This is a genomic window from Protaetiibacter mangrovi (assembly GCF_024752305.1).
In the GTDB taxonomy this organism is placed as follows: Bacteria; Actinomycetota; Actinomycetes; order Actinomycetales; family Microbacteriaceae; genus Homoserinibacter; species Homoserinibacter mangrovi.
Map to the genome: position 1 here is coordinate 166,002 of NZ_JANTHX010000007.1, position 21,961 is coordinate 187,962.

The following is a 21,961-nucleotide window of genomic DNA, read 5'->3' on the forward strand; positions in this document are numbered from 1 at the left end:
GCGGACCCGTCAGGGCGTCGGACCGGCCCGCGATCCGACGGAGATCGGCACACCGAGCGCCTCGGTCGACACGACGACCCGCGCCTCGGCTCCGCCGAGCTCGCACGCCGCGAGAGCCACGCGGTGCGCTGCGGCCACCTCGGCGGCGAGGGCGCACGGATCGCCGGGCACGGCGCCGAGCAGGGCGTCGGCCGCCGCGAGCGCGGCGGCGTCGGCCGCGGCCACCGCCCGCTGCCGCACGGCCAGTGCGGAGCCGATCGACAGCCCGGCGAGGGCGGTCACGACCGTGGTGCCGACGATCGCGATCGCGAGCACGCCCCCCGACCCCGCATCCGCGCGTGGCCGACGCCCACCCCGGGAGACCGTCACCGCCCGCCGTCCACCGCGCAGCTCTCGGCCGCGAGCTCGAGGCCCGCGACGGCGGCGGGGCCCCGGGCCGCCGCCGTGAGGCGTGCGCACACCAGATCTCCCCCGGTCCACGAGCGGAGTCGAACCCCCGGGAACGCCGCCGCCGCGCGTGCTGTCACCTGCCCGGCGCTCTCACCGCGTCCGAGGCCGCGCGCGGCGTCGGCCGCCGCGTCCTGCAGTCGCACGTGCTGGGATCCGACCCCGACGGCTCCGACGCAGAGCCCCAGCACGAGCACGACGGCCGGGAGCGCGACCGCGAACTCGGCCGCGACCCCTCCGCGGTCGTCAGCCGCCGAACGCGAGCGCATTCCGCACGAGGTCGGTCAGGATCTGCTGCACCTCGGGCGAGCGCATGATCACGACCAGCAGGCCGGCGAAGCCGACCGCGGCCATGATCGTGATCGCGTACTCGGCGGTGGCGGCGCCCTCGTCGCGGGAAGCTCGTGCGGCCAGCCGGCGCAGGATGCGGTTTCTCATGGGGACTCCCTGTCTCGGTGTCGGCACGACGACACCATGGTCGGTCGAATCCGTCGACCGCGGGCTCGCTCGCACCCGGCCCGTGGACGCGCGCTCCGCTGCTCGACGGGGGACGACGCATCAGAAGCCGGCGAGCGCGTCGCGCAGGATCCCGATCATGAGCGGCACCACCCCGAGCAGCACGAACCCGGGCAGGAAGCACAGCGCCAGCGGCGCGAGCAGCCGGGTGCCGAGCAGCCCCGCACGCTGCAGCACCTCGGCGAGCGCCAGCCGCCGGCACCGCGCGGCCTCGGCCCCCAGCAGTGTCGCGATCGGAACGCCGGCACGCACCGCGAAGCCGAGCGACGCCTCCGCGGCGTCGAGGTCGATCGGCACGCCCACGCGGCGGGCCGCAGCGGCGACCCGCGCGCGGGCGGTGTCGGGGGCGGCGCCCCCCGAGAGCGCGAGGGCCAGCAGCTCGTGCCCGAGCCCGGCGAGCGGGTCGGACACGCGGGCCGCGCCCGCCAGGCGGCGGTTCCAGCGGATGCCGAGCAGCAACACCGCCGTGCCGAGCGCGGCCGAGAGCGCCCCGGGCACGGTGCCCACCACGACGCCGATCGGGTCCGCCCCGATCAGCAGGGCCATCCCGATCCCCGCGAGCGGCAGCAGCGCCACGGTCCGGGCCGTCGCGAGCGGCCCGGAGAGCGCCAGATCCACCTGCCGCTCGGCATCGGCGAGAGCGCGCAGGGTGTCGGCGGCTCGTTCGAGCGCGGGCGCGAGCGGCGCGCCGACCTCGGTCGCGATGCTCCAGCACGCGGAGAGATAGGCCCAGCCGCCCGCCGCCTCCCCCGCGCCCGCCGCGGCGAGCAGGGCTCCCGGAACCTCCATCGGTCCCTCGCAGGCGGCCGCGGCCGCGATCGGCGGCGGGGCGGGCTCGAGCGCGCGCAGAGCGGCCAGCGGTTCCAGCCCGGCCGCCAGCAGGATGGCCAGACGGTGGACCGCGTCCGCGACGTCGTCGAACCCGGCCGCGGATGCGGGAGCGGCGGTCGTCGACCGCAACCGGAGCCTCACGTGGGCTCCGCGACGAGCCGCCCCCGACCCGTGAGCCGCAGCCGCCCCGCCTCGCGGATGCCCCGGGTGCCGTCGGGGCTCCGCCCGAGCTGCAGCACCGCGTCGACGGCGCTGACCGCCTGCCGGGCGAGAGCGGATGCCGACCACCCCGCGAGCGCGCCGAGCGCCTCGAGGCGCGCCGGAACATCGCCGAGCGAGTTGGCGTGCAGCGTGCCGGCTCCGCCGTCGTGGCCGGTGTTGAGCGCCGTCAGCAGCTCCCGGAGCTCGGCCCCACGGCACTCCCCCACCACGAGGCGATCGGGGCGCATCCGCAACGCCTCCCGGACGAGGCGGTCGAGGCCGACCGCACCCGCACCCTCGAGGTTCGGTTGACGGGCCTCCAGCCGCACGACGTGGGGATGCGGGATGCGGAGCTCGGCGACATCCTCGACCACCACGAGACGCTCGGCCGCGGGGGCGCTCGCGAGCATCGCGCCGAGGAGCGTCGTCTTGCCGGATCCGCCCGCTCCGGTGACGAGCACGTTGGCCCGGCGGCGCACGAGGTCGTCGACCAGCGCCCGCGGCACCGAGGCGAACATGCCGCGGGCCTCGAGCGCGTCGAGGTCGAGTCCGTCGTCGCGAGGCAGCCGGATCGAGACCACCGCCGCATCGGGCGAGATCGGCGGCAGCACCCCGTGCACCCGGATGCCGCCCCCGATCCGCACATCGGCCGCCGGCGTCGCGTCGTCGAGATGACGGCCTCCCGCCGCGACGAGCCGCACGGCGAGCTCGCGCGCCTCCCCTGCCGGCACCCGCAACCCGGGCACCGGCCGCGCCCCGTCACCGTGATCCACCCAGACCGAGCCGTCGGGATTGAGGAACACGTCCGTCGCCTCGGGGTCGGCGACCGCCGCCGCGAGCGGCCCGAACGACACCCGCTCGGGGAGCCGGCGAAGCGGGACGCGATCGGCGGACATACGGCGACGCTGCCCGACGGCTGACGCCTCGTGGAGCGCGTCCGCCGCATCGGTGGATGGACCCACGCAGGCGCGGAGAAGGAGGAGCGGCACGCACGACCGCACCGGTTATACGGAGGGGCGGCGCCCAATTGGGGGGAATGGGCGCCGCCACCGCAGCACCGTTATTTGGGGGGAATCCGATGCCGCGAAATCCGAGAGGTTACGCTCGGTGCCCAGAGTCTACTGCAAGAGCCCCCCTCTGCAACGGACGAATTCCGCCGCTCGCCGACCCGCTCGTCCGCCCGCCCGCCACCGCTGGCCGACGCGGCCCCGGTCGACCCGAGACCGCCGCGCGGGTGCCGATAGGATCGGGTCGTTCACCGGAGGATTCCGCGCGACTACCAGGCACGGTCGCGAATCGACACAAGGATGAAGATGTCCCAGAACTCGATCGACAGCCTGCTCACCGAGACCCGCCGCTTCGCGCCGGACCCCGCGTTCGTCGCGGACCGCGTGGCCGGGCCCGAGCTCTCCGAACGCGCCGCGGAGGATCGGCTCGGCTACTGGGCCGACCGTGCCCGCGAGCTGCACTGGCACACGCCGTTCCAGACGGTGCTCGACTGGTCGAACCCGCCGTTCGCGAAGTGGTTCGCCGACGGCACCCTCAACGTCGCCTACAACTGCCTCGACCGCCACGTGCTCGCCGGGAACGGCGACCGGGTCGCCATCCACTGGGAGGGCGAGCCCGGCGACTCCCGCAGCATCACCTACGCCGAGCTCACCGCCGAGGTGAAGCGCGCCGCCAACGCCCTCGCCGCGCTCGGCGTGGGCCAGGGCGATCGGGTGGCCATCTACATGCCGGTCGTGCCGGAGGCCGTCGTGGCGATGCTCGCCGTCGCCCGCCTCGGCGCCGTCCACTCCGTCGTCTTCGGCGGCTTCAGCGCCGAGAGCCTGCGCGCCCGCATCGAGGACGCCGAGGCCAAGCTCGTCATCACCGCCGACGGGGGTTACCGCAAGGGCAAGGTGTTCCCGCTCAAGGCCACCGTCGATGCGGCGCTCGAGGGCGAGACGAGCGTCGAGCACGTCGTCGTCGTGAAGCGCGGCGGCAACGAGGTCGCCTGGACGGAGGGTCGCGACCTGTGGTGGGACGAGGCGATGGCCGACGCCGACCTCGACCACGAGGCGCGCGGCTTCGAGGCCGAGAACCCGCTGTTCATCCTCTACACCTCCGGTACCACCGGGAAGCCGAAGGGCATCCTGCACACGAGCGGCGGCTACCTGACCCAGGCCGCAGCGACCCACCACGACGTCTTCGACCTGCACCCCGAGACCGACGTGTACTGGTGCACCGCCGACATCGGATGGGTCACCGGGCACAGCTACGTCGTCTACGGCCCGCTCGCCAACGGCGCCACCCAGCTCATGTACGAGGGCACCCCCGACACCCCGCACCCGGGGCGCTGGTGGGAGCTCATCGAGAAGTACCGGGTGACGATCCTCTACACGGCGCCCACCGCCATCCGCTCCTTCATGAAGCTCGGGCGCCAGATCCCGCAGGGGTTCGACCTGTCGAGCATCCGCCTGCTCGGGTCGGTCGGCGAGCCGATCAACCCGGAGGCGTGGGTCTGGTACCGCGACATCATCGGCGGCGGCGACACCCCGATCGTCGACACCTGGTGGCAGACCGAGACGGGCGCCATCATGATCTCCGCCCTGCCGGGCGTCACGACCTTGAAGCCGGGCAGCGCCCAGGTGCCGCAGCCGGGCGTGACGATCGACATCCTCGCCGACGACGGCACCCGCGTCGACCCGCCGAACGGCGGCCTGCTGACGGTGCGGGAGCCGTGGCCGTCGATGCTGCGCGGCATCTGGGGCGACCCGGAGCGCTTCGTCGAGACCTACTGGGAGAAGTTCCGGGATCAGGGCTGGCGATACTTCGCGGGCGACGGTGCGCACGTCGACGAGGACGGCGACATCTGGCTGCTCGGCCGCATCGACGACGTCATGAACGTGTCGGGGCACCGGCTGTCGACGACCGAGATCGAGTCGGCGCTCGTCGGCAACCCGATGGTCGCCGAGGCGGCGGTGGTGGGCGCATCGGATGAGACCACCGGTCAGGCGGTCGTCGCGTTCGTGATCGTGAAGCAGTCGCACCGCGAGGAGCACAGCGACGAGGAGTTCGTGCAGCTGCTGCGCGGCCACGTCTCGCAGGCGATCGGTGCGATCGCGCGACCCCGCGACGTCTACATCGTGACCGAGCTGCCGAAGACGCGCTCCGGCAAGATCATGCGCCGCCTGCTGCGCGACGTCGCCGAGGGACGCGCGATCGGCGACACGACGACGCTCGCCGACACCTCCGTGATGCAGATCATCAGCGACAAGCTCCGCACCGGAGCCCCCGCCGAGGACTGACCTACGCGAACTCGAGGATGAGCTCCACCTCGACCGGCGCGTCGAGCGGGAGCACGGCGACGCCGACCGCGGAGCGGGCGTGGGCTCCGGCCTCGCCGAAGACCTCGCCGAGCAGTTCGGAGGCGCCGTTGATCACACCGGGCTGGCCGGTGAAGTCGGGGGCGGATGCCACGAAGCCGACGACCTTCACGACGCGCGTGACGCGGTCGAGCGAGCCGATGACGCTCTCGGCCGCGGCGAGCGCGTTGAGGGCGCACACACGGGCGAACTCCTTCGCCTCGTCGGCGCCGATCTCGGATCCGACCTTTCCGACCGCCGGAAGCACGCCGCCGATCATCGGCAGTTGGCCCGCGGTGAAGACGAGGTTGCCGGATACCTGCGCCGGCACGTAGGCCGCCACGGGCTTCACGACGGGCGGCAGGGCGAGGCCCAGTTCGGCGAGGCGGTCGGCGACGGTCATGCGTTCTCTCCTTCGATGGGGCGCTTCAGGTAGGCGACGAGCCCGCCCTCCGGCCCGGTGACGATCTGGACGAGCTCCCAGCCCTGGGAACCCCAGTTGTTGAGGATCGCGGTCGTGTTGTGGATGAGCAACGGCGTGGTGAGATATTCCCAGGTCGGCACTTTTGGGGGTTCCGTTCAGCTATCGGGCAGGAGAGTTCCCGTACCCTGAACCCTATGCCCGCATCAGGATCCACGGCCAGAAGTCTGCTCGGCGCAGGCGCCGGCCTCCTCGGTTTCAGCGCGATCGCCGGACTCCTCGTGACCGTCATGGTCGCTCCGGCCATCGCCGTCACCGGCATGACCGCCAACAACTCGATCAACGTCTTCCAGGACCTCCCGGACTACATCGAGATCACCTCGCAGCACCAGCGCAACACCTTCGTCGCGGTCAACCCCGCCGACGGCACGGAGATCACCGTCGCCGACTACTACGACCAGAACCGCGAGGAGGTCAGCCTCGACTCCATCGACGACGACCTCAAGTGGGCCGCCATCGACGGTGAGGACCGGCGCTTCTACGAGCACGGCGGCGTCGACGTGCCGTCGCTCGTCCGCGCGGCGATCGGGCAGGCGACGGGCACGAGCGAGTCGGGCGCCTCGACGCTCTCGATGCAGCTGGTGCGCAACATCCTCGTGCTGAAGGCCGTGAACAACACCGACCTCAGCGAAGACGAGTACAAGCAGGCGATCATCGACGCCACGTACCCCGACCTGAACCGCAAGCTCAAGGAGATGAAGCTCGCGATCAGCCTCGAGAAGAAGTACACGAAGGACCAGATCCTCGAGGGCTACCTCAACATCGTGCTGATGGGTCAGACCACCTACGGGGTCGAGGCGGGCGCCCAGCGCTACTTCGGCACCTCCGCCAAGGAGGTCACGCCGGCGCAGGCCGCGAGCCTCATCGCGATCGTGCAGAACCCGTCGAAGAACGGCCTCTACACCGCCGACAACTTCGCCGCCAACAAGGCGCGTCGCGACGTGATCCTCGGCTGGATGCACACGCAGGGCCACCTCACCGACGAGGAGTACCAGGAGGCGATCGCCACCCCGGTCGACGAGACCACGGTGAGCCAGAACGCTCCCCGCAGCGGATGCTCCTCGGCTCCCGTCGAGTACCGCTTCCCCTGCGACTACGCGCTGAAGACCATCCTCAACGGCGAGGTGTCGTCGCTCGGCGCCACCAAGGAGGAGCAGCTGGCCCGCTGGCGCCAGGGCGGCCTCAAGGTCTACCTCACCATCAACCCCAGCCTCCAGGCCTACGCCACCGCGGTCGCGGGCGAGATGGCCCCGGCCACCGAGACCCGCATGCAGCTGGGTGCCGCCGTCGCGAGTGTGCAGGTCGGCACCGGGCGGATCCTGATCATGGCCGAGAACAAGACGTTCGACGACACCGGCACGGGCGATCCGCAGACGACCACCGCCGTCAACTTCACGGGCGACGTCACCCACGGCGGGTCGAAGGGCTTCCAGCCCGGTTCGACGTACAAGCCGTACACCCTGCTCGCGTTCCTCGCGGCGGGCCACGGCGTCAACGAGACCTTCAACGCGAGCATCCGCGCGACGCCGATGGCGAAGTTCCAGGACAGCTGCAACGGCCCCTACGGCGGCCCGGACTACACCTACCGCAACGACTCGGGCGAGTCGGGCCTCTACAACGTGGTCCGCGGCACGGCGGGCTCCGTCAACTCCGTCTTCATCCAGATGGGTTCCGAGGTCGACCAGTGCGACATCGCCAAGATCGCGGCATCGATCGGCGTGCACCGCGCCACCGGCAAGGCCGACGGCTCGGACCTGTACACCAACCCGGCCTGCATCGTGGGCGGCTGCGAGAACAACATCGCGCCGCTGACCCAGGCGGCCGCCTATGCGGCGATCGCCAACCAGGGCACCTTCTGCAAGCCGATCATCATCGACAAGCTCGTCGCCGACGACGGCTCGGAGCTCGCCGGCCAGAACGCGGAATGCGGTCCGTCGCTCGTCACTCCGGCGGTGGCCAACACCGCGGCGTACGCCATGCAGGCCGTGATGAACGGAACCGGTTCCGCCTCGAACCCCCGCGACGGCACGCCGTACATCGGCAAGACGGGTACGACCAACGACGCCATCCACACCTGGATGGTGGGCTCGTCGACGAGCGTCTCGACCGCGGTCTGGGCGGGCAACATCGACGGCAAGCAGAGCATGCGCAAGATCACCGTCGCCGGACGGTACGGCGGCAACCTGCGCCACTTCATCTTCAAGCCGGTCGCCCAGGCGATCGACGCCCAGTACCCGGGTGTCGCATTCCCGGGGCCCGACGACTCGCTGCTGAAGGGCGTGCAGGTGTTCGTGCCCGACAACCTGATCGGCACGACCCCCGAGATCGCCAAGGCCGCGATCGAGCAGGCGCAGCTCTCCTACGAGGACGGCGGCCAGATGGACTCCGACCTGCCCGCGGGCACGGTCGTCGCGACCGACCCCGCTCCGGGCTCGCAGGTGTCGAAGGGCACCGTCGTGCGGGTGTTCACGAGCAACGGCCAGGCCGCGGCCGTGCCGGATGTGGTGACGCCGAACCAGAACTTCAACGACGCGAAGAACCAGCTGCAGTCGGCCGGGTTCCTGAACGTGTCGCAGGAGTGCGAGGAGGCCGCGGTCGGCGACCCGCCGTCGAGCCTCAACAAGGTGATCGCACAGGATCCCGCCGCCGGGTCGGTGGTCAACAAGAACACGGCCATCACGCTGACCGTCAAGAAGGCCACCTGTACATGACGCCGACGGGACGCGCGGCCGCCGGAGCGCTCGGCGCGACGGCGGCCGCGGGTCTCGCGACGCTCGCCTGGGGCGTGTTCGTGGAGCGCAACCGGTTCACGGTGCGACACGAGACCCTGGCCGTGCTCGAGCCGGACGCCCGGCCGATCACGATCCTGCACCTGAGCGACCTGCACATGGCGCCGTGGCAGCGCGCGAAGCAGGACTTCGTGCGCTCGCTCGCGGTGTACGAGCCGGATCTCGTGATCGACACCGGCGACAACCTCGGGCACCGCGACGGGATCGACGGCGTGCGCCGCGCCCTCGAGCCGTTCGGCGATGCGGCGGGGGTCTTCGCGCACGGGTCGAACGACTACTTCGGCCCCGTGCTGAAGAACCCGTTCGGTTATTTCTTCGAGAACGGCCACGGCCGCCCGAAGACCGAGCCCGACCTCGACACCGCTGAGCTCGACCGCTTCCTCGGCGAGGGTCTCGGCTGGCTGGATCTGAACAACCGGGTGCACGCGATCGAGCTGAACGGCACACGACTGGAGTTCATGGGGACAGGCGACGCGCACCGCGGATGGGACCGTCTCGGTGCGCTGCCGGGCGCCGTGGAGGAGATGCGCGAGAACGTCGAGTGGTCGACGGGCGAGCCGCGTCAGGTTCTCACCCTCGGCGTCACGCACGCGCCCTACCGGCGCGTGCTCGACGCCTTCGTGAGCCAGGGCGCCGATCTGATCTTCGCGGGCCACACGCACGGCGGCCAGGTGCGCATCCCCGGTCGGCCGGCGCTGGTGACGAACTGCGACATCCCCCGCGAGCAGGCGCAGGGTCTGTCGGTCTGGCGCGCGGGCGCCCGCAGCGCCTTCCTCGAGGTGTCGGCGGGCCTCGGCACCTCCATCTACGCACCGGTGCGCTTCGCGTGCCCGCCCGAGGCGGTCGTGCTGACCCTCACCCCGGTCTCACTGGACCGAACCGGCTCGGATATCGGCTATCCTTGACAGGTTGCCGCGTGCAGCAACGGGGTATGGCGCAGCTTGGTAGCGCGCGTCGTTCGGGACGACGAGGCCGCAGGTTCAAATCCTGTTACCCCGACCAATGACGAAAGGGTCGCCTACGGGCGGCCCTTTCGTGTCACGTGAAGTCGGCGTCGGGCTCCGTGCCGTAGCTGAACTCCATGCGCGGGCGCCATCCGCGGTTGAGGACGCCGCCGGACTCCTCGAGGTAGCACGCGCCGCAGAGCGACTCGTAGGTCACCTCGACACCGTCGATCGCCACCTGGTCGCCGTCGAAGATGAAGCGGTCGCCGATGCGCCGACCGTTGAACACGGCCTTGCGTCCGCAGCGGCAGATCGTCTTCAGTTCTTCGAGGGAGTGCGCGATCTCGAGCAGGCGCCTGCTGCCGGGGAAGGCGACGGTCTGGAAGTCGGTGCGGATGCCGTACGCGAGCACCGGGACATCCTGCTGGATCGCGATGCGCAGCAGGTCGTCGACCTGGCCCTCGGTGAGGAACTGCGCCTCGTCGAGCAGCAGACAGCTGACATCGGCACCGCGCTCCTGCACGACCCGTGCCCGCTCGCGCTGGAAGCGCTCGAGCAGGTCTTCGGTTGCGCCGATGGTGAAGTCGACGGGTCGCACGACGCCGAGGCGCGAGACGATCGCCGCCTCGCCCTTCGAGTCGATGGCCGGCTTCGCGAGCAGCACCTCGTGCCCGCGCTCCTCGTAGTTGTACGCCGCCTGCAGGAGCGCCGTGCTCTTGCCGGAGTTCATCGCCCCGTACCGGAAGTACAGCTTCGCCACTACTCGAGGTATCCGTCCTCCGCCGCGCGGCGGATCAACTCGGCTTTCTTGCCCGCGGGGCGGCCCACCTTGGCGTACTTCTCGCGGACGCGCCGCAGGTAGGTCTTCGCGGTCTCGTACTGCACGTTCATGCGCTCGGCGACCGCGATCGTGCTGTAACCGGAGACGTACAGCTTGAACGCCTCCTCCTCGCCGGGGCTGAGCTTGGGCTTCAGCTGCTGCAGGGGTGCGGTCGCCTCGCGCTCGGCACCCGCCTCGTCGGCCGCGTCGATTCCCATGACGCGCCGTGCGGCGGCCATGACGGCCGTCATCGGCAGCGACTTGGAGAGGAACTCGCTGGCGCCCGCCGCGAACGCGCGATCCCGCGCCTCTCGCGTGTCGAGGCTGGAGAGCACGATCACCTTCGCGCCGGCGGCCCGGCAGGTGCGCACCCGAGCCTCGATCGAGATGGGTTCCTTCAGCTGCAGATCGATGAACACGAGATCGGTCGGGAAGGCGGGGCTCTGCACCAGCTGGAGCCAGTTAGCCGCTCCCAGCACGACGTCGAAATCGGGCGCATGCTGCCCGATCCAGGTGCTCAGGGTGTCGAGCAGCACCTCGTGGTCGTCGAGGATCGCCAGCCGCACCACCGCACCCCCGGTGTCGCCGCGCACCGGGGCAGCACTCAGCGTCGGGTTCATGCGATGAGCCTACCGCCGCATCCGCCCCCGGGAGCCGCTCGACGCGGTCAGAACAACGTCGGCTGCAACGCCGCCGCGGCGCTCGGGCTGAGCTCTGCCGCGAGGGCTCCGACGCCGTGCGGGCTGCGACCGGTGCCAGCCCCCGGCGAGCCCGTGGCCGGGTCGACCCGTGGCCGTTCGAGCCCGTAGCGGCGCAGGAGCGGACGGATGCGAGCCGCGAGCTGCCGTCGGTACTCCTTCGACGCGTAGGCGCCCGATCCGTACAGCTCCCGGTAGCGCGGCACGAGCTGCGGCTGCTCCCTCGCGAGCCACGCCGCGAACCATTCCTTGGCGCCCGGGCGCAGATGCAGGGCGCTGTAGGCGACCCCCGTGGCCCCGGCATCCGCGATGGCCCCGATCGCGCGCTCGAGATGGTCGCGCGAGTCGGTGAGATGGGGCAGCACGGGCATGAGGAAGACGGAGCACGGCAGTCCCGCCTCGCGGACGGCCCGCACGGTGGCGAGACGGGCGGCCGTCGTCGGGGCTCCGGGTTCGATCGAGTGCTGCAGCTCGTCGTCGTAGATCGCGATCGACATGGCGGTCTCGACGGGCACGCGTTCGGCGGCGGCCTGCAGCAGGGGGATGTCGCGGCGCAGCAGGGTGCCCTTGGTGAGGATGCTGAACGGGGTGCCGGATGCCGCGAGAGCCGCGATGACGCCCGGCATCAGGCGATAGCGGCCTTCGGCTCGCTGGTACGGGTCGGTGTTGGTGCCGAGGGCGACGTGGGGACGCAGCCAACTCGGCTTCGCGAGCTCGCGCTCGAGCACCTCCACCAGGTTCACCTTGACCACGATCTGGGTGTCGAAGTCGCGCCCCGCGTCGAAGTCGAGGTAGGTGTGCGTCTGGCGGGCGAAGCAGAAGACGCACTGGTGACTGCAGCCTCGGTAGGGGTTGATGGTCCAGCCGAAGGGGAGCGCTTTCGCGGCGCCCGGCACGTGGTTGAGTGCCGACTTCGCGAGCACCTCGTGGAACGTGAGCCCGGCGAATTCGGGGGTCTGCACCGAACGCACCAGGTTGTTCAGGCGCGCGAGACCCGGCAGTGCGTCGTCGGCCTCCGTGCCCAGTTCCTGACCGCTCCACCGCATGTCGAGATTCGAACATATCTTCGACGAGGAGTCAAGCGACGTCCAGCGCGAGCTCCGGTCCGCCCCAGCGTCGGCGCAGCCATCGATCGTGGCTCGCCACCACCACGGCCCCCGGGTAGGTCCCGAGCGCCTCCTCGAGCTCGGTCGCGAGCGCGAGCGAGAGGTGGTTGGTCGGCTCGTCGAGCAGGAACACGTGCGGGGGTCGCGCCACGATGAGGGCGAGCGCCGTGCGCCGCTGCTGGCCGATCGAGAGCCCGCCGACCGGCCGATCCAGGTCCCGTTCGGCCAGCAGGCCGAGTCCCGCGAGGGGAAGCTCGACCGCGCGCCGTTCGCCGATGGCCCGCTCGTACAGCTCGCGCGGGGTGCGCTCCGGTCGCTCCCAGCGCACGTCCTGGTCGAGCACAGCGAGACGGAGCCCCTTCCGGCGCGTCACGCGCCCCGCGTCCGGGGTGATCCTGCCCGCGAGCACGCCGAGCAGCGTCGACTTGCCGGCGCCGTTCGGGCCGGTCACGAGCAGCCGCGCGTCGGACGCCACCTCGAGGTCGTCGATCGCCAGGCGCCCGTCCACGCGGGCCCCTTCCACCGCGAGCAGCGGCCCGCTCCCGTCGAGCGGGTGGGTGCCCGCCGGGATGCCCGCGAAGCTCAGCGGCGGGGGCGGCTCGCCGACGCGGGAGGCACGTAGATCGTCGAGCCGTCCGGCGGCGTCCCGGATGCGCCGTGCCGCCTGACGCTCGCGATTCTCGGCCTTCAGGTTCCAGCCGAACTTCTCGTTGTCGGGTCTGACGCGGGTGGTCGTCGTGCCGCTCGCCGCCGTCGCCATGGAGCGCTCGAGCCTCTCCTCGGCGCGCGCCTCCTCGGCGAACCGCGCCTCCCAGCGCGCGCGTTCCGCAGCCTTCGCCGCGAGGTAGTCGCTGTAGCCGCCGCCGAAGCGCGTCAGCCCGTCGGATGCCGACGGATCGATGTCGACGAGGCCCGTCGCCACCTCGTCGAGGAAGGCGCGGTCGTGGCTCGCGAACAGCACCGGCCCGCGCCAGGCGCGGAGCCTGCTCGCGAGGAAGCCGACGGCCTCGTCGTCGAGGTGGTTGGTGGGCTCGTCGAGCAGCAGCGCCTCCGGTCGCGCCAGCAGCAGCGCCGCGAGCGCGAACCGGCTGCGCTGGCCGCCGGAGACCTCGCCCACGGGGCGGTCGAGGGGGATGCCGGCGACGCCGAGCCCGTCGAGGATCTCGTCGCGACGGGCCTCCAGCGTCCAGAGCTCGGCCGCCTCCGCCGCCGCGAGCAGCTCGGCGTAGCGGTCGGCGGCATCCGGATCGTCGCCCGCGAGCGCGGCGGCGGTCGCGTCGAGCGCGGCCTCGAGCGCCCGGAGGTCGCCGAGCTCGGCCTCGAGGACGGCCGCGACCGGCGCGCGCGGGTCGGCGCGCACCTCCTGCCGCAGCAGCGCGGTGCGGTCGGGTCGCTCGATGCGCCCGGTATCGGGTTCGAGGTCACCCGCGAGCGCCGCGAGCAGGGTGGACTTGCCCGCGCCGTTCTCGCCGAGCAGGCCGATGCGCTGCCCGGGCGTGACGGTCAGGGAGAGATCGGCGAAGACGCGGCGATCGCCGAACGCGACGCCGATCCCGTCGGCGCGCACGAGCGCAGAGGAGAGGTGCAGGGATGACACGGGGAGGATTCCGATCGGCTCGACCCTCGGTCGCGAGGGGAGGCGAGTCCCGCCGGGCGTCGGCCACGGGCGCGGGGATGGTCGGACTCAGAGCTCCACGATCGACGAGGCTACGTGCCGCCCCGGATGCTGTCAAACGCGCTCGGCGCGGCGGTAGGCGGCGACGAGCGCATCCGCTCCCCCGCGCCAGGGTGCCCCGTGGCCGGGGATCACCCAGTCGACGTCGAGACCGGCGAGCCGCCCCAGGGAGTCGGATGCGGTCGCCTGGTCGTCGGTGAAGGGGGCGGGCTGGGGGCCTTCGGAGCCCGTGAGCACACTCCGGGTGGTCATCGCGTCCCCCACGAACACGACGCGCGCCTCGGGAACGTGCACCGCGATGCTGCCGGGCGAATGCCCCGGCATTCCGATGATCACGGGCGAGCCCGGCAGGGGCAGCACGTCGCCGTCCTCCACGGCCTCGACCTGCGCGACGGCCGGCATCGAGAACCCTCCCTTGCGGATCGCGTAGGCGAAGAATGCGAGCACCGGACCGAGGCGGCGGCGGTCCTTCGGCGGCGAGGGGGGCTTCTCGCCCATGGCGCGGGCGACGTCGCCGGCTCCCACGTAGACGGGGATGCCGAGCTCGGCGCGCAGGCGCTCGGCGAACCCGGTGTGGTCGGTGTCGCCGTGGGTGAGCACGATCCCCTTGATGTCGGAGAGCGGTCGGCCGATCGCCTCGAGCTCGCGTCGCAGGTCGGCGTAGTGGCCCGGCAGCCCCGTGTCGATCAGGGTGAGCCCGTCATCCGTCACGATGAGATGGACGGCGATGAGATCGTTGCCGATGCGTCGCAGCTGCGAGGCCAGTTCCATGAAGGCTACGATAATTAGCCATCGGGAAACCGTCAAGGAGGAATCGGATGCCGGCACCGGAGAAGACCACGCTCGACGAGATCGTCGCCGCGGGCTGCGAGCTCGTCGAGACGCTCGGGGCCGAGGGGTTGACCATGCAGGCCGTCGCCTCGCGGGTCGGGGTGCGGGCCCCGTCGCTCTACAAGCGCGTCCGCGACCGCAACGAGCTGCTCTCCCTCGTCGTCGCCGCGACGCTCGCCGAGCTCACGGCGCGGGTCGAGGCGACCCTCGTCGACCCCGATCCCCGCGAGCGAATCCGCGCGCAGGCGGAGGAGTTGCGCCGGTTCGCCCACACGCGGCCGGTCGGCTACGCGCTGGTGTTCGGCGCCCACGGGTCCGCGCGCCCGGAGGGAGCGGCCCTGGCGCGGAGCGTCACCCCGCTGCTCGACGCCGTCCGCGAGCTCACCGGAGACGCGCACGCGCTCGACGGCGCGCGACTGGTCACCGCGTGGGCCAACGGGTTCATCGCGATGGAGCTCGGCGGGTCGCTGCGGATGGGCGGCGACGTCGACGAGGCATGGCGCTGGGGCCTCGACCGGCTCGTCGGCGCGCTCGGGCCGAGCTGAGGGCTAGACCGCCAGGCCGAGGGTCTTCGCGGTGCCCGCGAGCTCCGATGCGGCCTTCTTCGGCGCATCCGACAGCTTCGTGCCGTAGGAGGGGATCATCCGGGTCAGCTCCGGCTTCCAGCCCTCGATGCGATCCGGGAAGCAGGTCGCGAGCACGTCGAGCATGATCGGCACGGCCGTCGACGCGCCGGGCGATGCGCCCAGCAGGCCCGCGATCGTGCCCTCGCCGCCCGCGACCACCTCGGTGCCGAACTGGATCACGGCCTTGCCGTCGGCGCCGCGCTTCATGATCTGCACGCGCTGACCGGCCGTGATGCGGTACCAGTCGTCCTGCTGTGCCGTCGGCGCGAACTGCTGGAGCACCTCGTGCTGCTTCTTCCGCGAGGCGAGCACCTCGGTGACGAGGTACCAGACCAGGTCGAGGTTCTTCAGGCCCGCCCCGACCATCGTGCCGAGGTTGTGCCAGCGGATCGAGGCGAACAGGTCCAACCACGAACCCGTCTTCAGGAACTTGGGCGTCCACCCGGCGTAGGGCCCGAACAGCAGGCTCGCCTGGCCGTCGACGACGCGGGTGTCGAGGTGCGGCACCGACATGGGCGGTGCGCCGACCGACGCCTTGCCGTAGACCTTGCCCTGGTGGCGTGCCACGACCTCCGGCTTGTCGGTGCGCAGGAACTGGCCGCTGATCGGGAAGCCGCCGTAGCCGCGGATCTCGCGGATGCCGGACTTCTGCAGCAGGTGCAGGGCGGCACCGCCCGCGCCCACGAACACGAAGCGCGCCGTGAGCTCGAACGGCGTGTTGCCGACCACGTGACGTCCGGTGATGCGCCAGGTGCCGTCCTTCAGGCGCTTGAGCCCGGTGACCTTGCGCTCGACCGCGAGGCTCGCACCGCGCGCGACGAGACCGTCGACGAGGTTCTCGGTCAACGCGCCGAAGTCGACATCGGAGCCGCCGACGATGCGGGTCGCCGCGATCTTCTCGCTCTTCTTGCGACCGGGGATCAGCAGCGGCGCCCACTCGCGGATGACGCGCGGGTCCTCGGTGAATTCGAGGCCGGGGAACAGCGGGTGGTCCTTGAGAGCCTCGTAGCGGCGGCGCAGGTACTCGACGTTCGACTCGCCCCACACGAAGCTCAGGTGCGGCACGGGGTTGATGAAGCGGGTGGGCTCCGGCAGCAGCCCGGCGTCGACGAGGTGGCTCCAGTACTGGCGCGACACCTGGAACTGCTCGTTGACCTTGACGGCCTGCGCGATCTCGATCTGCCCGTTCTTCTCGGGCGTGTAGTTGAGCTCGCACAGCGCCGAGTGGCCCGTACCCGCGTTGTTCCACGGGTTCGAGCTCTCCTGGGCGACCTCCGGAAGGGCTTCGAGGATGGTGATCGACCAGTCCGGTTCGAGCTGCTGCAGCAGCGAACCGAGGGTGGCGCTCATCACCCCTCCGCCGATGAGGACGACGTCGACGGGTTCAGACACGCCCTCCATCCTAAACGGGAGGATGCGCGGGGCCGACCGGCCGAAGGTCCTACGGGAGCTGCGCCGCTCCCCCGACGACGAGACCGATGCCGGCGGCGGCGAGCCCGAGGGTGAGGGAGGCCGCTCCGACCCAGAGCAGCACGAAGGGCCGCCCCGGTCGTTGCGGGTCACGTCCGAGCACGGAGAGGAAGAAGCCCGCGGGCATGAGCAGCGCGGCCACCGGGATGCCGAATCGGCCGACCAGGTCGATCGTGAGCGGGAGTTCGACGGTGTCGAGCAACGGGATCACGGCGACGCTCAGCAGCAGGAGCACGGCGGCGTGCGCGTGCCCGGCACGGAAGAAGTTCTTCTGCAGGGTGTTCGCCGGGATGGCTCCGCGTCCGACCCGGGTGAGGAACCATCCGCCCGACTCGACGGTGATCAGGCTCAGCAGCAGGGCGCCCAGGAGGATGGTGGTCCATGGTTGGATTGTCATGGTATCCAATATTAGATATGTATACTATCCAATTCAAGGGGTGGGCCATGCTGATGTCCGAGCTGTCCCGGCGCACGGGCGTGGGAGTGCCGACGCTCAAGTTCTACCTGCGTGAGGGTCTGCTGCCGCCGGGAGAGGCGCTCTCGCAGACGCGTGCCGCCTACGACGAGAGCCACGTACGACGGGTCGGCATCATCCGGGCCCTCACCGAGACCGTAGGACTCAGCGTGCAGCAGGCCCGGGGCGTCCTTGCGGTCGTCGACGACCCCGGCCCGTCGATGTTCGACGCCTTCGGGCGAGCCCTCGCCCACCTGCCCCCCACCGTGCCGGAGGCCGACGACTACCCGCGCGCCCGCGACGTGATCGAGCGGCTCGGGTGGGTGTACGACCCGCGCTACGTCGCGGTACGCCAGCTCGACCAGGCGCTCGCAGCGGCCGACGCCCTGGGAGTTCCGCTCGACGCCGACCGGCTCGAGGCCTACGCCCCGCACGTGCACGCGATCGCCGCGTACGACATCGCCCGCATCCCCGCGGACCCGGACGCCGCGATCGAGTACGCCGTGCTGGGCACGGCCGCGCACGAGCCGGTGCTGGCGGCGCTGCGCCGCCTCGCCCACCAGGACGTGGCGGCGCCCCGCTGAGCTATCGAGCCGCGGATGCCGTGAGCTTCGCCGCGACGAGCTCCGCGATCTGCACCGCGTTGAGCGCCGCGCCCTTGCGCAGGTTGTCGTTCGAGATGAACAGCGCGAGACCCTTGCCCTCCGGCACCGAATGGTCCTGGCGGATGCGGCCCACGAAGCTCGGGTCGGCACCGGCCGCCTCGAGCGGGTTCGGCACGTCGGCCAGCTGCACCCCGGGGGCGTCGGCGAGCAGCTCGCGCGCGCGGTCGGGAGTGATCGGGTTCGCGAAGGTCGCGTTGATCGACAGCGAGTGACCCGTGAAGACCGGCACCCGCACGCAGGTGCCCGAGACGAGCAGCCCGGGCAGCTCGAGGATCTTGCGGCTCTCGTTGCGCAGCTTCTTCTCCTCGTCGGTCTCGTCGAGACCGTCGTCGACGATCGAGCCCGCGAGCGGCACGACGTTGAAGGCGATGTTGCGCGGGAACTTCACCGGGGCGGGCAGCTCCACCGCGCCGCCGTCGTGCACGAGGCCGATCGCATCCTGGGCGACCGCGGCCTCCGCCTGGGCGAGCAGCTCCTCGCCGCCCGCGAGACCCGCCCCCGAGACGGCCTGGTAGGTGGACACCACCAGGCGGTCGAGACCGGCCTCGGCGTCGAGCACCTTGAGCACCGGCATGGCGGCCATCGTGGTGCAGTTGGGGTTCGCGACGATGCCCTTCACGGCCTCGTCGAGCGCGTGGGGGTTCACCTCGGAGACCACGAGCGGCACCTCGGGGTCCATGCGCCAGGCGCTCGAGTTGTCGATCACGAGCACACCGGCGGCCGCGAAGCGGGGCGCCTGCACCTTCGACATCGTGGCGCCCGCCGAGAAGATCGCGACGTCGAGCCCCGTGGGGTCGGCGGTGGCGGCGTCCTCGACGACGATGTCCTCGCCGCGGAACGGGAGGGTCGTGCCGGCGCTGCGCTCGGACGCGAAGAAGCGGATGTCGGCGATGGGGAAGTCCCGCTCGATGAGGAGGCGGCGCACGACCGCGCCCACCTGTCCGGTGGCGCCGACGACGCCGAGGCGGATGCCGTGGTTGCTCATCCGGCAATCGTACCGGCGCGGCGGCCACCCCAGCCGCGCACCGCTGCCATCCCTCGTCGAAGTCCTGCCCCTGGGTCACGAAACCAGGGGCGCAGTCACCCCGGAAGGGGGGACGGGGGCCACCTCGGGGCGATACCCTGGCGGCAACACACCCGAAGGAGTGACACGTGGGCTTCATCAAGGCATTCACCGGCGCGCTCGGCGGCACGTTCGCCGACCAGTGGATCGATTTCTTCACCGTCCCGAGCGTGCAGCCGACCGCGGCGCTGTTCCCGGCGATCAAGCAGGAGACCAACGCGGGCCGCGGCTCGAACACCAAGGGCTCCGAGCACATCATCACCAACGGCTCGAAGATCGTCGTGCCCGAAGGCTACGGCCTCATCACGATGCAGGACGGCGAGATCACCGGGCTCGTCGCCGAGGCGGGCGGCTACACCTGGCAGTCCGACGACGTGAACAGCCAGTCGTTCTTCGCGGGCAACGGCTTCCTCAGCCCCGTCATCAAGCAGAGCTGGGAGCGCTTCAAGCGCGGCGGGATCCCCGGATCGCAGCAGGCGGCGTTCTACGTGAGCCTCAAGGAGCTGCCCAACAACCGCTTCGGCACCCAGAGCGAGATCTACTGGGACGACGCCTGGCTCGGCACGCAGGTGGGCGCGCTCACCCGCGGCTCCTACACCCTCCGGATCGTCGACCCCATCCTGTTCGTGAAGCAGTTCGTGCCCGCCACCTACCTGACGGGCGCCCAGGTCTTCGACTTCACCGACATGAACAACGACGCGGCCACGCAGCTGTTCAACGAGGTCGTGTCGGCGCTCGCGCCCGCGTTCTCGAAGTACACCAACGACCCGAGCCGCACCCGCATCACCCAGATCCAGTCCGACTCGCTCGGCTTCGCGAAGAGCCTCGCCGAGGCCGTCGAGGAGGGCTACTCGTGGAAGGCGAACCGCGGCCTCGAGATCGTCTCGACCGCCATCGTCTCGATCGAGTACGACGCCGACACGACCGAGCTGCTGTCGAAGGTCAAGCGCGCGGACGCCCTCTCGGGCGCGCGCGGCAACTCGAACCTGCAGGCCTCCGTCGCCGCGGGCTTCGAGGCCGCCGGCGAGACCGGTGGGGGTGCGGGCCTCGTGGGCCTCGGCATGGCCGCCGGCACGACCGGCCTCGGCAGCCTGCAGCAGCCCGTCGCCCCGGCGCCGGCACCCGCCGCCCCGGCCGCCACGGCGCCCGCGGCCGACGACCCGGTCGCCAAGCTCACCCAGGCCAAGCAGATGCTCGACGCCGGCCTCATCACGCAGGACGACTACGACGCCCTCAAGGCCAAGGTGCTCGGGTCCTGAGCCCGACGCACGCGAGCGATGAGCGACCCGACCAGCACGCCTCCGCAGCAGCCCGCCGCGCCGCCGGACCCCCCGGCGGCCGCGGCGGCGCCTGAGGCGGCGCCCCTCCCCCAGCCGATCGCCGACGCCCTCCCCGAGCCGGGCGACGTGAACACGTCGAACGCCAAGGGCGACGGGCTCACCAAATGCCCGCGCTGCGGCTCGGCCGAGATCGGCCCGGTGCCCGGAACCGACCAGCTGCGCTGCGCGTTCTGCCGCTTCGAATGGGTCGCGGCGAACTTCATGGCGAGCGTCGGCTTCGACTCCCCCATCGACCAGCTGCAGGGCACGGTGCGCACGACCGGTGTCGCCGACATCGACCAGAGCGCCTCGCACATCATCACGATCAAGTGCCAGGGATGCGGTGCCGAGGTCGTCATCAACACGGAGAGCCAGCTGCAATCGCGCTGCCACTGGTGCCGCCAGGTGCTGTCGCAGCAGACCCAGATCCCGAACGGCGCGGTGCCGGATGCCGTGCTGCCGTTCCGGTTGACGCACGACCAGGCGGTCGAGGCGGTGCGCAAGTTCGCATCCCGGCGTCGGATGTTCGCGCTCAAGCGGTTCAAGCAGGAGTTCGTGCCGGAGAACGTGGTGGGCGTCTACATGCCCTACCTGCTCGTCGACGGCAACGCCCACGGCGACGTCGCGGGGCACGGCGAGATCAAGACGCGGCAGTACCAGCGCGGCTCCGACAACAACAAGACCACCTACTACGACGCCGACGTGTACCAGGTGACCCGCAGCTTCGACTTCACGGTCGACGACCTCACGATCGAGTCGTCGTCGGCGCGGGCCAACCAGGACACCCGGATGAACACGAACAACGTGATCAACACGATCCTGCCGTTCGACACCAAGAACTCGGTCAAGTACGACGCCAACTACATGGGCGACTTCACCTCCGAGCGGCGCGACCTCGACGTCGACGCGGTGATGCCGGTCGCCCGGGCGCAGATGCTCAGCATCGCGCGCCAGAAGGCGACCGACTCCACCCGCTACGACCGCGGCATCCGCTGGGAGTCGGAGCAGCTCGAGCTCAAGGGCACCCGCTGGGTCGCGGTGCTGCTGCCCGTGTGGCTCTACTCGTACTACGAGAAGAAGTCGGACGGCAGCGCCTTCCTGCACTACATCGCCGTCAACGGTCGCACCGGCGAGACGATGGGCAGCATCCCGGTCAGCGTGCCGAAGCTGCTGCTGGTGGCGCTGACCATCGGAACGGTGCTCGAGGGCATCGCGATCGCCATCGTGGCCAACTTCTGACGGGAGCGCACGGATGCTGGAACTGACCACCACGATCATCGCCGCCGCCTCGGACGGCGACTGGCCCGGATGGCTGCTCGCCGCCGGTCCGGTCGGCGCCGCCTCGTTCTACTGGGCGGTGTGGATGGCGTACCGCAACACCAACAAGAGCCACTCGTACGAGCACGAGACCGAGGTCGTCGTGAGCAACATGACCGGGAACGACGTGAAGGTCGGCACCAACAACGGCACCCGCGACCGCTGGATCCGCGGCCGCAACGACGACAAGCCCCGCCAGCGACTCTGAGACACCCGTCCGTACCGCCGGACACCCGCGTGCTCGTGTCTATCTGGACCTAGACATGTCTATGCCCAGCCAGACACCGGCGCGGCGGTGTCTGGTGGTACGGGATGGTGTCTAGCGCCCACCGGCGCCGAGACGGCGCCGGGAACCGGGTGC

Annotated in this window: 23 protein-coding genes and 1 tRNA gene; 9 read left to right on the plus strand and 15 right to left on the minus strand. The window is 71.2% G+C overall.

The annotated features are described in order from the left end of the window. Positions 1 to 9 precede the first annotated feature (9 nt). The 5 genes from NUH29_RS08420 to NUH29_RS08440 form a co-directional block, all read right to left on the minus strand. Positions 10 to 369: an Rv3654c family TadE-like protein gene (locus NUH29_RS08420; protein WP_258798627.1), complete on the minus strand. Its 360-nt coding sequence runs from the start codon at positions 367 to 369 to the stop codon at positions 10 to 12. Further along, the gene (locus tag NUH29_RS08425) at positions 366 to 716 is read right to left on the minus strand and encodes a TadE family protein (protein ID WP_258798628.1); all 351 of its coding nucleotides are present in this window, start codon (positions 714 to 716) and stop codon (positions 366 to 368) included. Before NUH29_RS08425 ends, NUH29_RS08420 begins: the two co-directional genes overlap by 4 nt. Continuing rightward, positions 694 to 885, minus strand: coding sequence for a DUF4244 domain-containing protein (locus NUH29_RS08430; RefSeq protein ID WP_258798629.1), 192 nt, complete (start codon positions 883 to 885; stop codon positions 694 to 696). The genes NUH29_RS08425 and NUH29_RS08430 overlap by 23 nt, the downstream gene beginning before the upstream one ends. 120 nt (positions 886 to 1,005) lie before the next feature. Further along, positions 1,006 to 1,935 carry a type II secretion system F family protein gene (locus tag NUH29_RS08435; RefSeq protein WP_258798631.1) on the minus strand — a complete coding sequence of 310 codons (930 nt, stop codon included), beginning with the start codon at positions 1,933 to 1,935 and terminating at the stop codon, positions 1,006 to 1,008. Next, the gene (locus NUH29_RS08440) at positions 1,932 to 2,996 is read right to left on the minus strand and encodes a TadA family conjugal transfer-associated ATPase (protein WP_373317448.1); all 1,065 of its coding nucleotides are present in this window, start codon (positions 2,994 to 2,996) and stop codon (positions 1,932 to 1,934) included. Before NUH29_RS08440 ends, NUH29_RS08435 begins: the two co-directional genes overlap by 4 nt. Before the next feature lie 312 nt (positions 2,997 to 3,308). Here NUH29_RS08440 and acs point away from each other — a divergent pair, with 312 nt between their 5' ends. Further along, positions 3,309 to 5,285, plus strand: coding sequence for an acetate--CoA ligase (gene acs, locus NUH29_RS08445; protein ID WP_258798633.1), 1,977 nt, complete (start codon positions 3,309 to 3,311; stop codon positions 5,283 to 5,285). A 1-nt stretch (position 5,286) separates the two neighbouring features. On the opposite strand, the gene NUH29_RS08450 is transcribed toward acs, so the two are convergent. Next, a complete protein-coding gene (locus NUH29_RS08450; RefSeq protein ID WP_258798634.1) occupies positions 5,287 to 5,745 on the minus strand; it encodes a RidA family protein in 459 nt (152 codons plus the stop codon). Further along, on the minus strand, positions 5,742 to 5,906 hold the full coding sequence (gene sp36 / locus NUH29_RS08455) for a Sp36 family protein (protein ID WP_258798635.1): 165 nt from the start codon (positions 5,904 to 5,906) through the stop codon (positions 5,742 to 5,744). Before sp36 ends, NUH29_RS08450 begins: the two co-directional genes overlap by 4 nt. A 54-nt stretch (positions 5,907 to 5,960) precedes the next feature. Between sp36 and NUH29_RS08460 the strand changes: the two genes are divergently transcribed. The 3 genes from NUH29_RS08460 (at position 5,961) to NUH29_RS08470 (ending at position 9,614) form a co-directional block, all read left to right on the plus strand. Then, positions 5,961 to 8,534, plus strand: coding sequence for a transglycosylase domain-containing protein (locus NUH29_RS08460; RefSeq protein ID WP_258798636.1), 2,574 nt, complete (start codon positions 5,961 to 5,963; stop codon positions 8,532 to 8,534). Then, positions 8,531 to 9,517, plus strand: coding sequence for a metallophosphoesterase (locus tag NUH29_RS08465; protein WP_258798637.1), 987 nt, complete (start codon positions 8,531 to 8,533; stop codon positions 9,515 to 9,517). Before NUH29_RS08460 ends, NUH29_RS08465 begins: the two co-directional genes overlap by 4 nt. Positions 9,518 to 9,537: 20 nt before the next feature. Then, positions 9,538 to 9,614, plus strand: a tRNA-Pro gene (locus tag NUH29_RS08470). Positions 9,615 to 9,650: 36 nt separating this feature from the next. On the opposite strand, the gene NUH29_RS08475 is transcribed toward NUH29_RS08470, so the two are convergent. The 5 genes from NUH29_RS08475 to NUH29_RS08495 form a co-directional block, all read right to left on the minus strand. Next, complete coding sequence (locus tag NUH29_RS08475; RefSeq protein ID WP_258798638.1) at positions 9,651 to 10,316, minus strand: thymidine kinase; 666 nt, start codon at positions 10,314 to 10,316, stop codon at positions 9,651 to 9,653. Beyond that, complete coding sequence (locus NUH29_RS08480) at positions 10,316 to 10,996, minus strand: response regulator transcription factor (protein WP_258798639.1); 681 nt, start codon at positions 10,994 to 10,996, stop codon at positions 10,316 to 10,318. Before NUH29_RS08480 ends, NUH29_RS08475 begins: the two co-directional genes overlap by 1 nt. A gap of 47 nt (positions 10,997 to 11,043) precedes the next feature. Continuing rightward, complete coding sequence (locus NUH29_RS08485) at positions 11,044 to 12,120, minus strand: Rv2578c family radical SAM protein (protein ID WP_258798640.1); 1,077 nt, start codon at positions 12,118 to 12,120, stop codon at positions 11,044 to 11,046. Between the two features lie 31 nt (positions 12,121 to 12,151). Further along, a complete protein-coding gene (locus NUH29_RS08490) occupies positions 12,152 to 13,777 on the minus strand; it encodes an ABC-F family ATP-binding cassette domain-containing protein (protein WP_308445758.1) in 1,626 nt (541 codons plus the stop codon). A 132-nt stretch (positions 13,778 to 13,909) separates the two neighbouring features. Next, positions 13,910 to 14,626: an MBL fold metallo-hydrolase gene (locus NUH29_RS08495; RefSeq protein ID WP_258798641.1), complete on the minus strand. Its 717-nt coding sequence runs from the start codon at positions 14,624 to 14,626 to the stop codon at positions 13,910 to 13,912. A gap of 47 nt (positions 14,627 to 14,673) precedes the next feature. On the opposite strand from NUH29_RS08495, the gene NUH29_RS08500 reads away from it, so the two are divergent. Beyond that, the gene (locus NUH29_RS08500) at positions 14,674 to 15,231 is read left to right on the plus strand and encodes a TetR/AcrR family transcriptional regulator (protein ID WP_258798642.1); all 558 of its coding nucleotides are present in this window, start codon (positions 14,674 to 14,676) and stop codon (positions 15,229 to 15,231) included. Between the two features lie 3 nt (positions 15,232 to 15,234). Here NUH29_RS08500 and mqo read toward each other — a convergent pair whose 3' ends face one another. Together mqo and NUH29_RS08510 are read right to left on the minus strand one after the other, a co-directional pair. Beyond that, a complete protein-coding gene (gene mqo, locus NUH29_RS08505; RefSeq protein ID WP_258798643.1) occupies positions 15,235 to 16,713 on the minus strand; it encodes a malate dehydrogenase (quinone) in 1,479 nt (492 codons plus the stop codon). Between the two features lie 40 nt (positions 16,714 to 16,753). Beyond that, the gene (locus tag NUH29_RS08510; protein WP_258798644.1) at positions 16,754 to 17,179 is read right to left on the minus strand and encodes a hypothetical protein; all 426 of its coding nucleotides are present in this window, start codon (positions 17,177 to 17,179) and stop codon (positions 16,754 to 16,756) included. Positions 17,180 to 17,226: 47 nt separating this feature from the next. Between NUH29_RS08510 and NUH29_RS08515 the strand changes: the two genes are divergently transcribed. Then, positions 17,227 to 17,820, plus strand: coding sequence for a MerR family transcriptional regulator (locus tag NUH29_RS08515; protein ID WP_258798646.1), 594 nt, complete (start codon positions 17,227 to 17,229; stop codon positions 17,818 to 17,820). Position 17,821: 1 nt separating this feature from the next. On the opposite strand, the gene NUH29_RS08520 is transcribed toward NUH29_RS08515, so the two are convergent. Next, positions 17,822 to 18,886: an aspartate-semialdehyde dehydrogenase gene (locus NUH29_RS08520; protein WP_258798648.1), complete on the minus strand. Its 1,065-nt coding sequence runs from the start codon at positions 18,884 to 18,886 to the stop codon at positions 17,822 to 17,824. Between the two features lie 167 nt (positions 18,887 to 19,053). On the opposite strand from NUH29_RS08520, the gene NUH29_RS08525 reads away from it, so the two are divergent. The 3 genes from NUH29_RS08525 to NUH29_RS08535 are packed head-to-tail and all read left to right on the plus strand — an operon-like array spanning position 19,054 to position 21,808. Beyond that, positions 19,054 to 20,223 (plus strand): SPFH domain-containing protein, encoded by a 1,170-nt coding sequence (locus NUH29_RS08525; protein ID WP_258798650.1) that lies wholly within the window; start codon positions 19,054 to 19,056, stop codon positions 20,221 to 20,223. Positions 20,224 to 20,241: 18 nt separating this feature from the next. After that, positions 20,242 to 21,522 carry a TFIIB-type zinc ribbon-containing protein gene (locus tag NUH29_RS08530; RefSeq protein ID WP_258798652.1) on the plus strand — a complete coding sequence of 427 codons (1,281 nt, stop codon included), beginning with the start codon at positions 20,242 to 20,244 and terminating at the stop codon, positions 21,520 to 21,522. Positions 21,523 to 21,535: 13 nt separating this feature from the next. Beyond that, entirely contained in the window at positions 21,536 to 21,808 is a 273-nt protein-coding gene (locus NUH29_RS08535; protein WP_258798654.1) for a hypothetical protein, read from the plus strand. The last annotated feature ends 153 nt before the right edge of the window (positions 21,809 to 21,961 follow it).

Excerpts from the sequence above, each read along its gene's own strand:
- NUH29_RS08430 (WP_258798629.1), bottom strand. The coding sequence starts at position 885 with ATGAGAAACCGCATCCTGCGCCGGCTGGCCGCACGAGCTTCCCGCGAC.
- NUH29_RS08480 (WP_258798639.1), bottom strand. The coding sequence starts at position 10,996 with ATGAACCCGACGCTGAGTGCTGCCCCGGTGCGCGGCGACACCGGGGGT.
- mqo (WP_258798643.1), bottom strand. The coding sequence starts at position 16,713 with ATGGAGGGCGTGTCTGAACCCGTCGACGTCGTCCTCATCGGCGGAGGG.
- NUH29_RS08535 (WP_258798654.1), top strand. The coding sequence starts at position 21,536 with ATGCTGGAACTGACCACCACGATCATCGCCGCCGCCTCGGACGGCGAC.
- NUH29_RS08530 (WP_258798652.1), top strand. The coding sequence starts at position 20,242 with ATGAGCGACCCGACCAGCACGCCTCCGCAGCAGCCCGCCGCGCCGCCG.
- NUH29_RS08510 (WP_258798644.1), bottom strand. The coding sequence starts at position 17,179 with ATGACAATCCAACCATGGACCACCATCCTCCTGGGCGCCCTGCTGCTG.
- NUH29_RS08500 (WP_258798642.1), top strand. The coding sequence starts at position 14,674 with ATGCCGGCACCGGAGAAGACCACGCTCGACGAGATCGTCGCCGCGGGC.
- NUH29_RS08515 (WP_258798646.1), top strand. The coding sequence starts at position 17,227 with ATGCTGATGTCCGAGCTGTCCCGGCGCACGGGCGTGGGAGTGCCGACG.
- acs (WP_258798633.1), top strand. The coding sequence starts at position 3,309 with ATGTCCCAGAACTCGATCGACAGCCTGCTCACCGAGACCCGCCGCTTC.
- NUH29_RS08460 (WP_258798636.1), top strand. The coding sequence starts at position 5,961 with ATGCCCGCATCAGGATCCACGGCCAGAAGTCTGCTCGGCGCAGGCGCC.
- NUH29_RS08450 (WP_258798634.1), bottom strand. The coding sequence starts at position 5,745 with ATGACCGTCGCCGACCGCCTCGCCGAACTGGGCCTCGCCCTGCCGCCC.
- NUH29_RS08485 (WP_258798640.1), bottom strand. The coding sequence starts at position 12,120 with ATGCGGTGGAGCGGTCAGGAACTGGGCACGGAGGCCGACGACGCACTG.
- NUH29_RS08465 (WP_258798637.1), top strand. The coding sequence starts at position 8,531 with ATGACGCCGACGGGACGCGCGGCCGCCGGAGCGCTCGGCGCGACGGCG.
- NUH29_RS08520 (WP_258798648.1), bottom strand. The coding sequence starts at position 18,886 with ATGAGCAACCACGGCATCCGCCTCGGCGTCGTCGGCGCCACCGGACAG.
- NUH29_RS08495 (WP_258798641.1), bottom strand. The coding sequence starts at position 14,626 with ATGGAACTGGCCTCGCAGCTGCGACGCATCGGCAACGATCTCATCGCC.
- NUH29_RS08425 (WP_258798628.1), bottom strand. The coding sequence starts at position 716 with ATGCGCTCGCGTTCGGCGGCTGACGACCGCGGAGGGGTCGCGGCCGAG.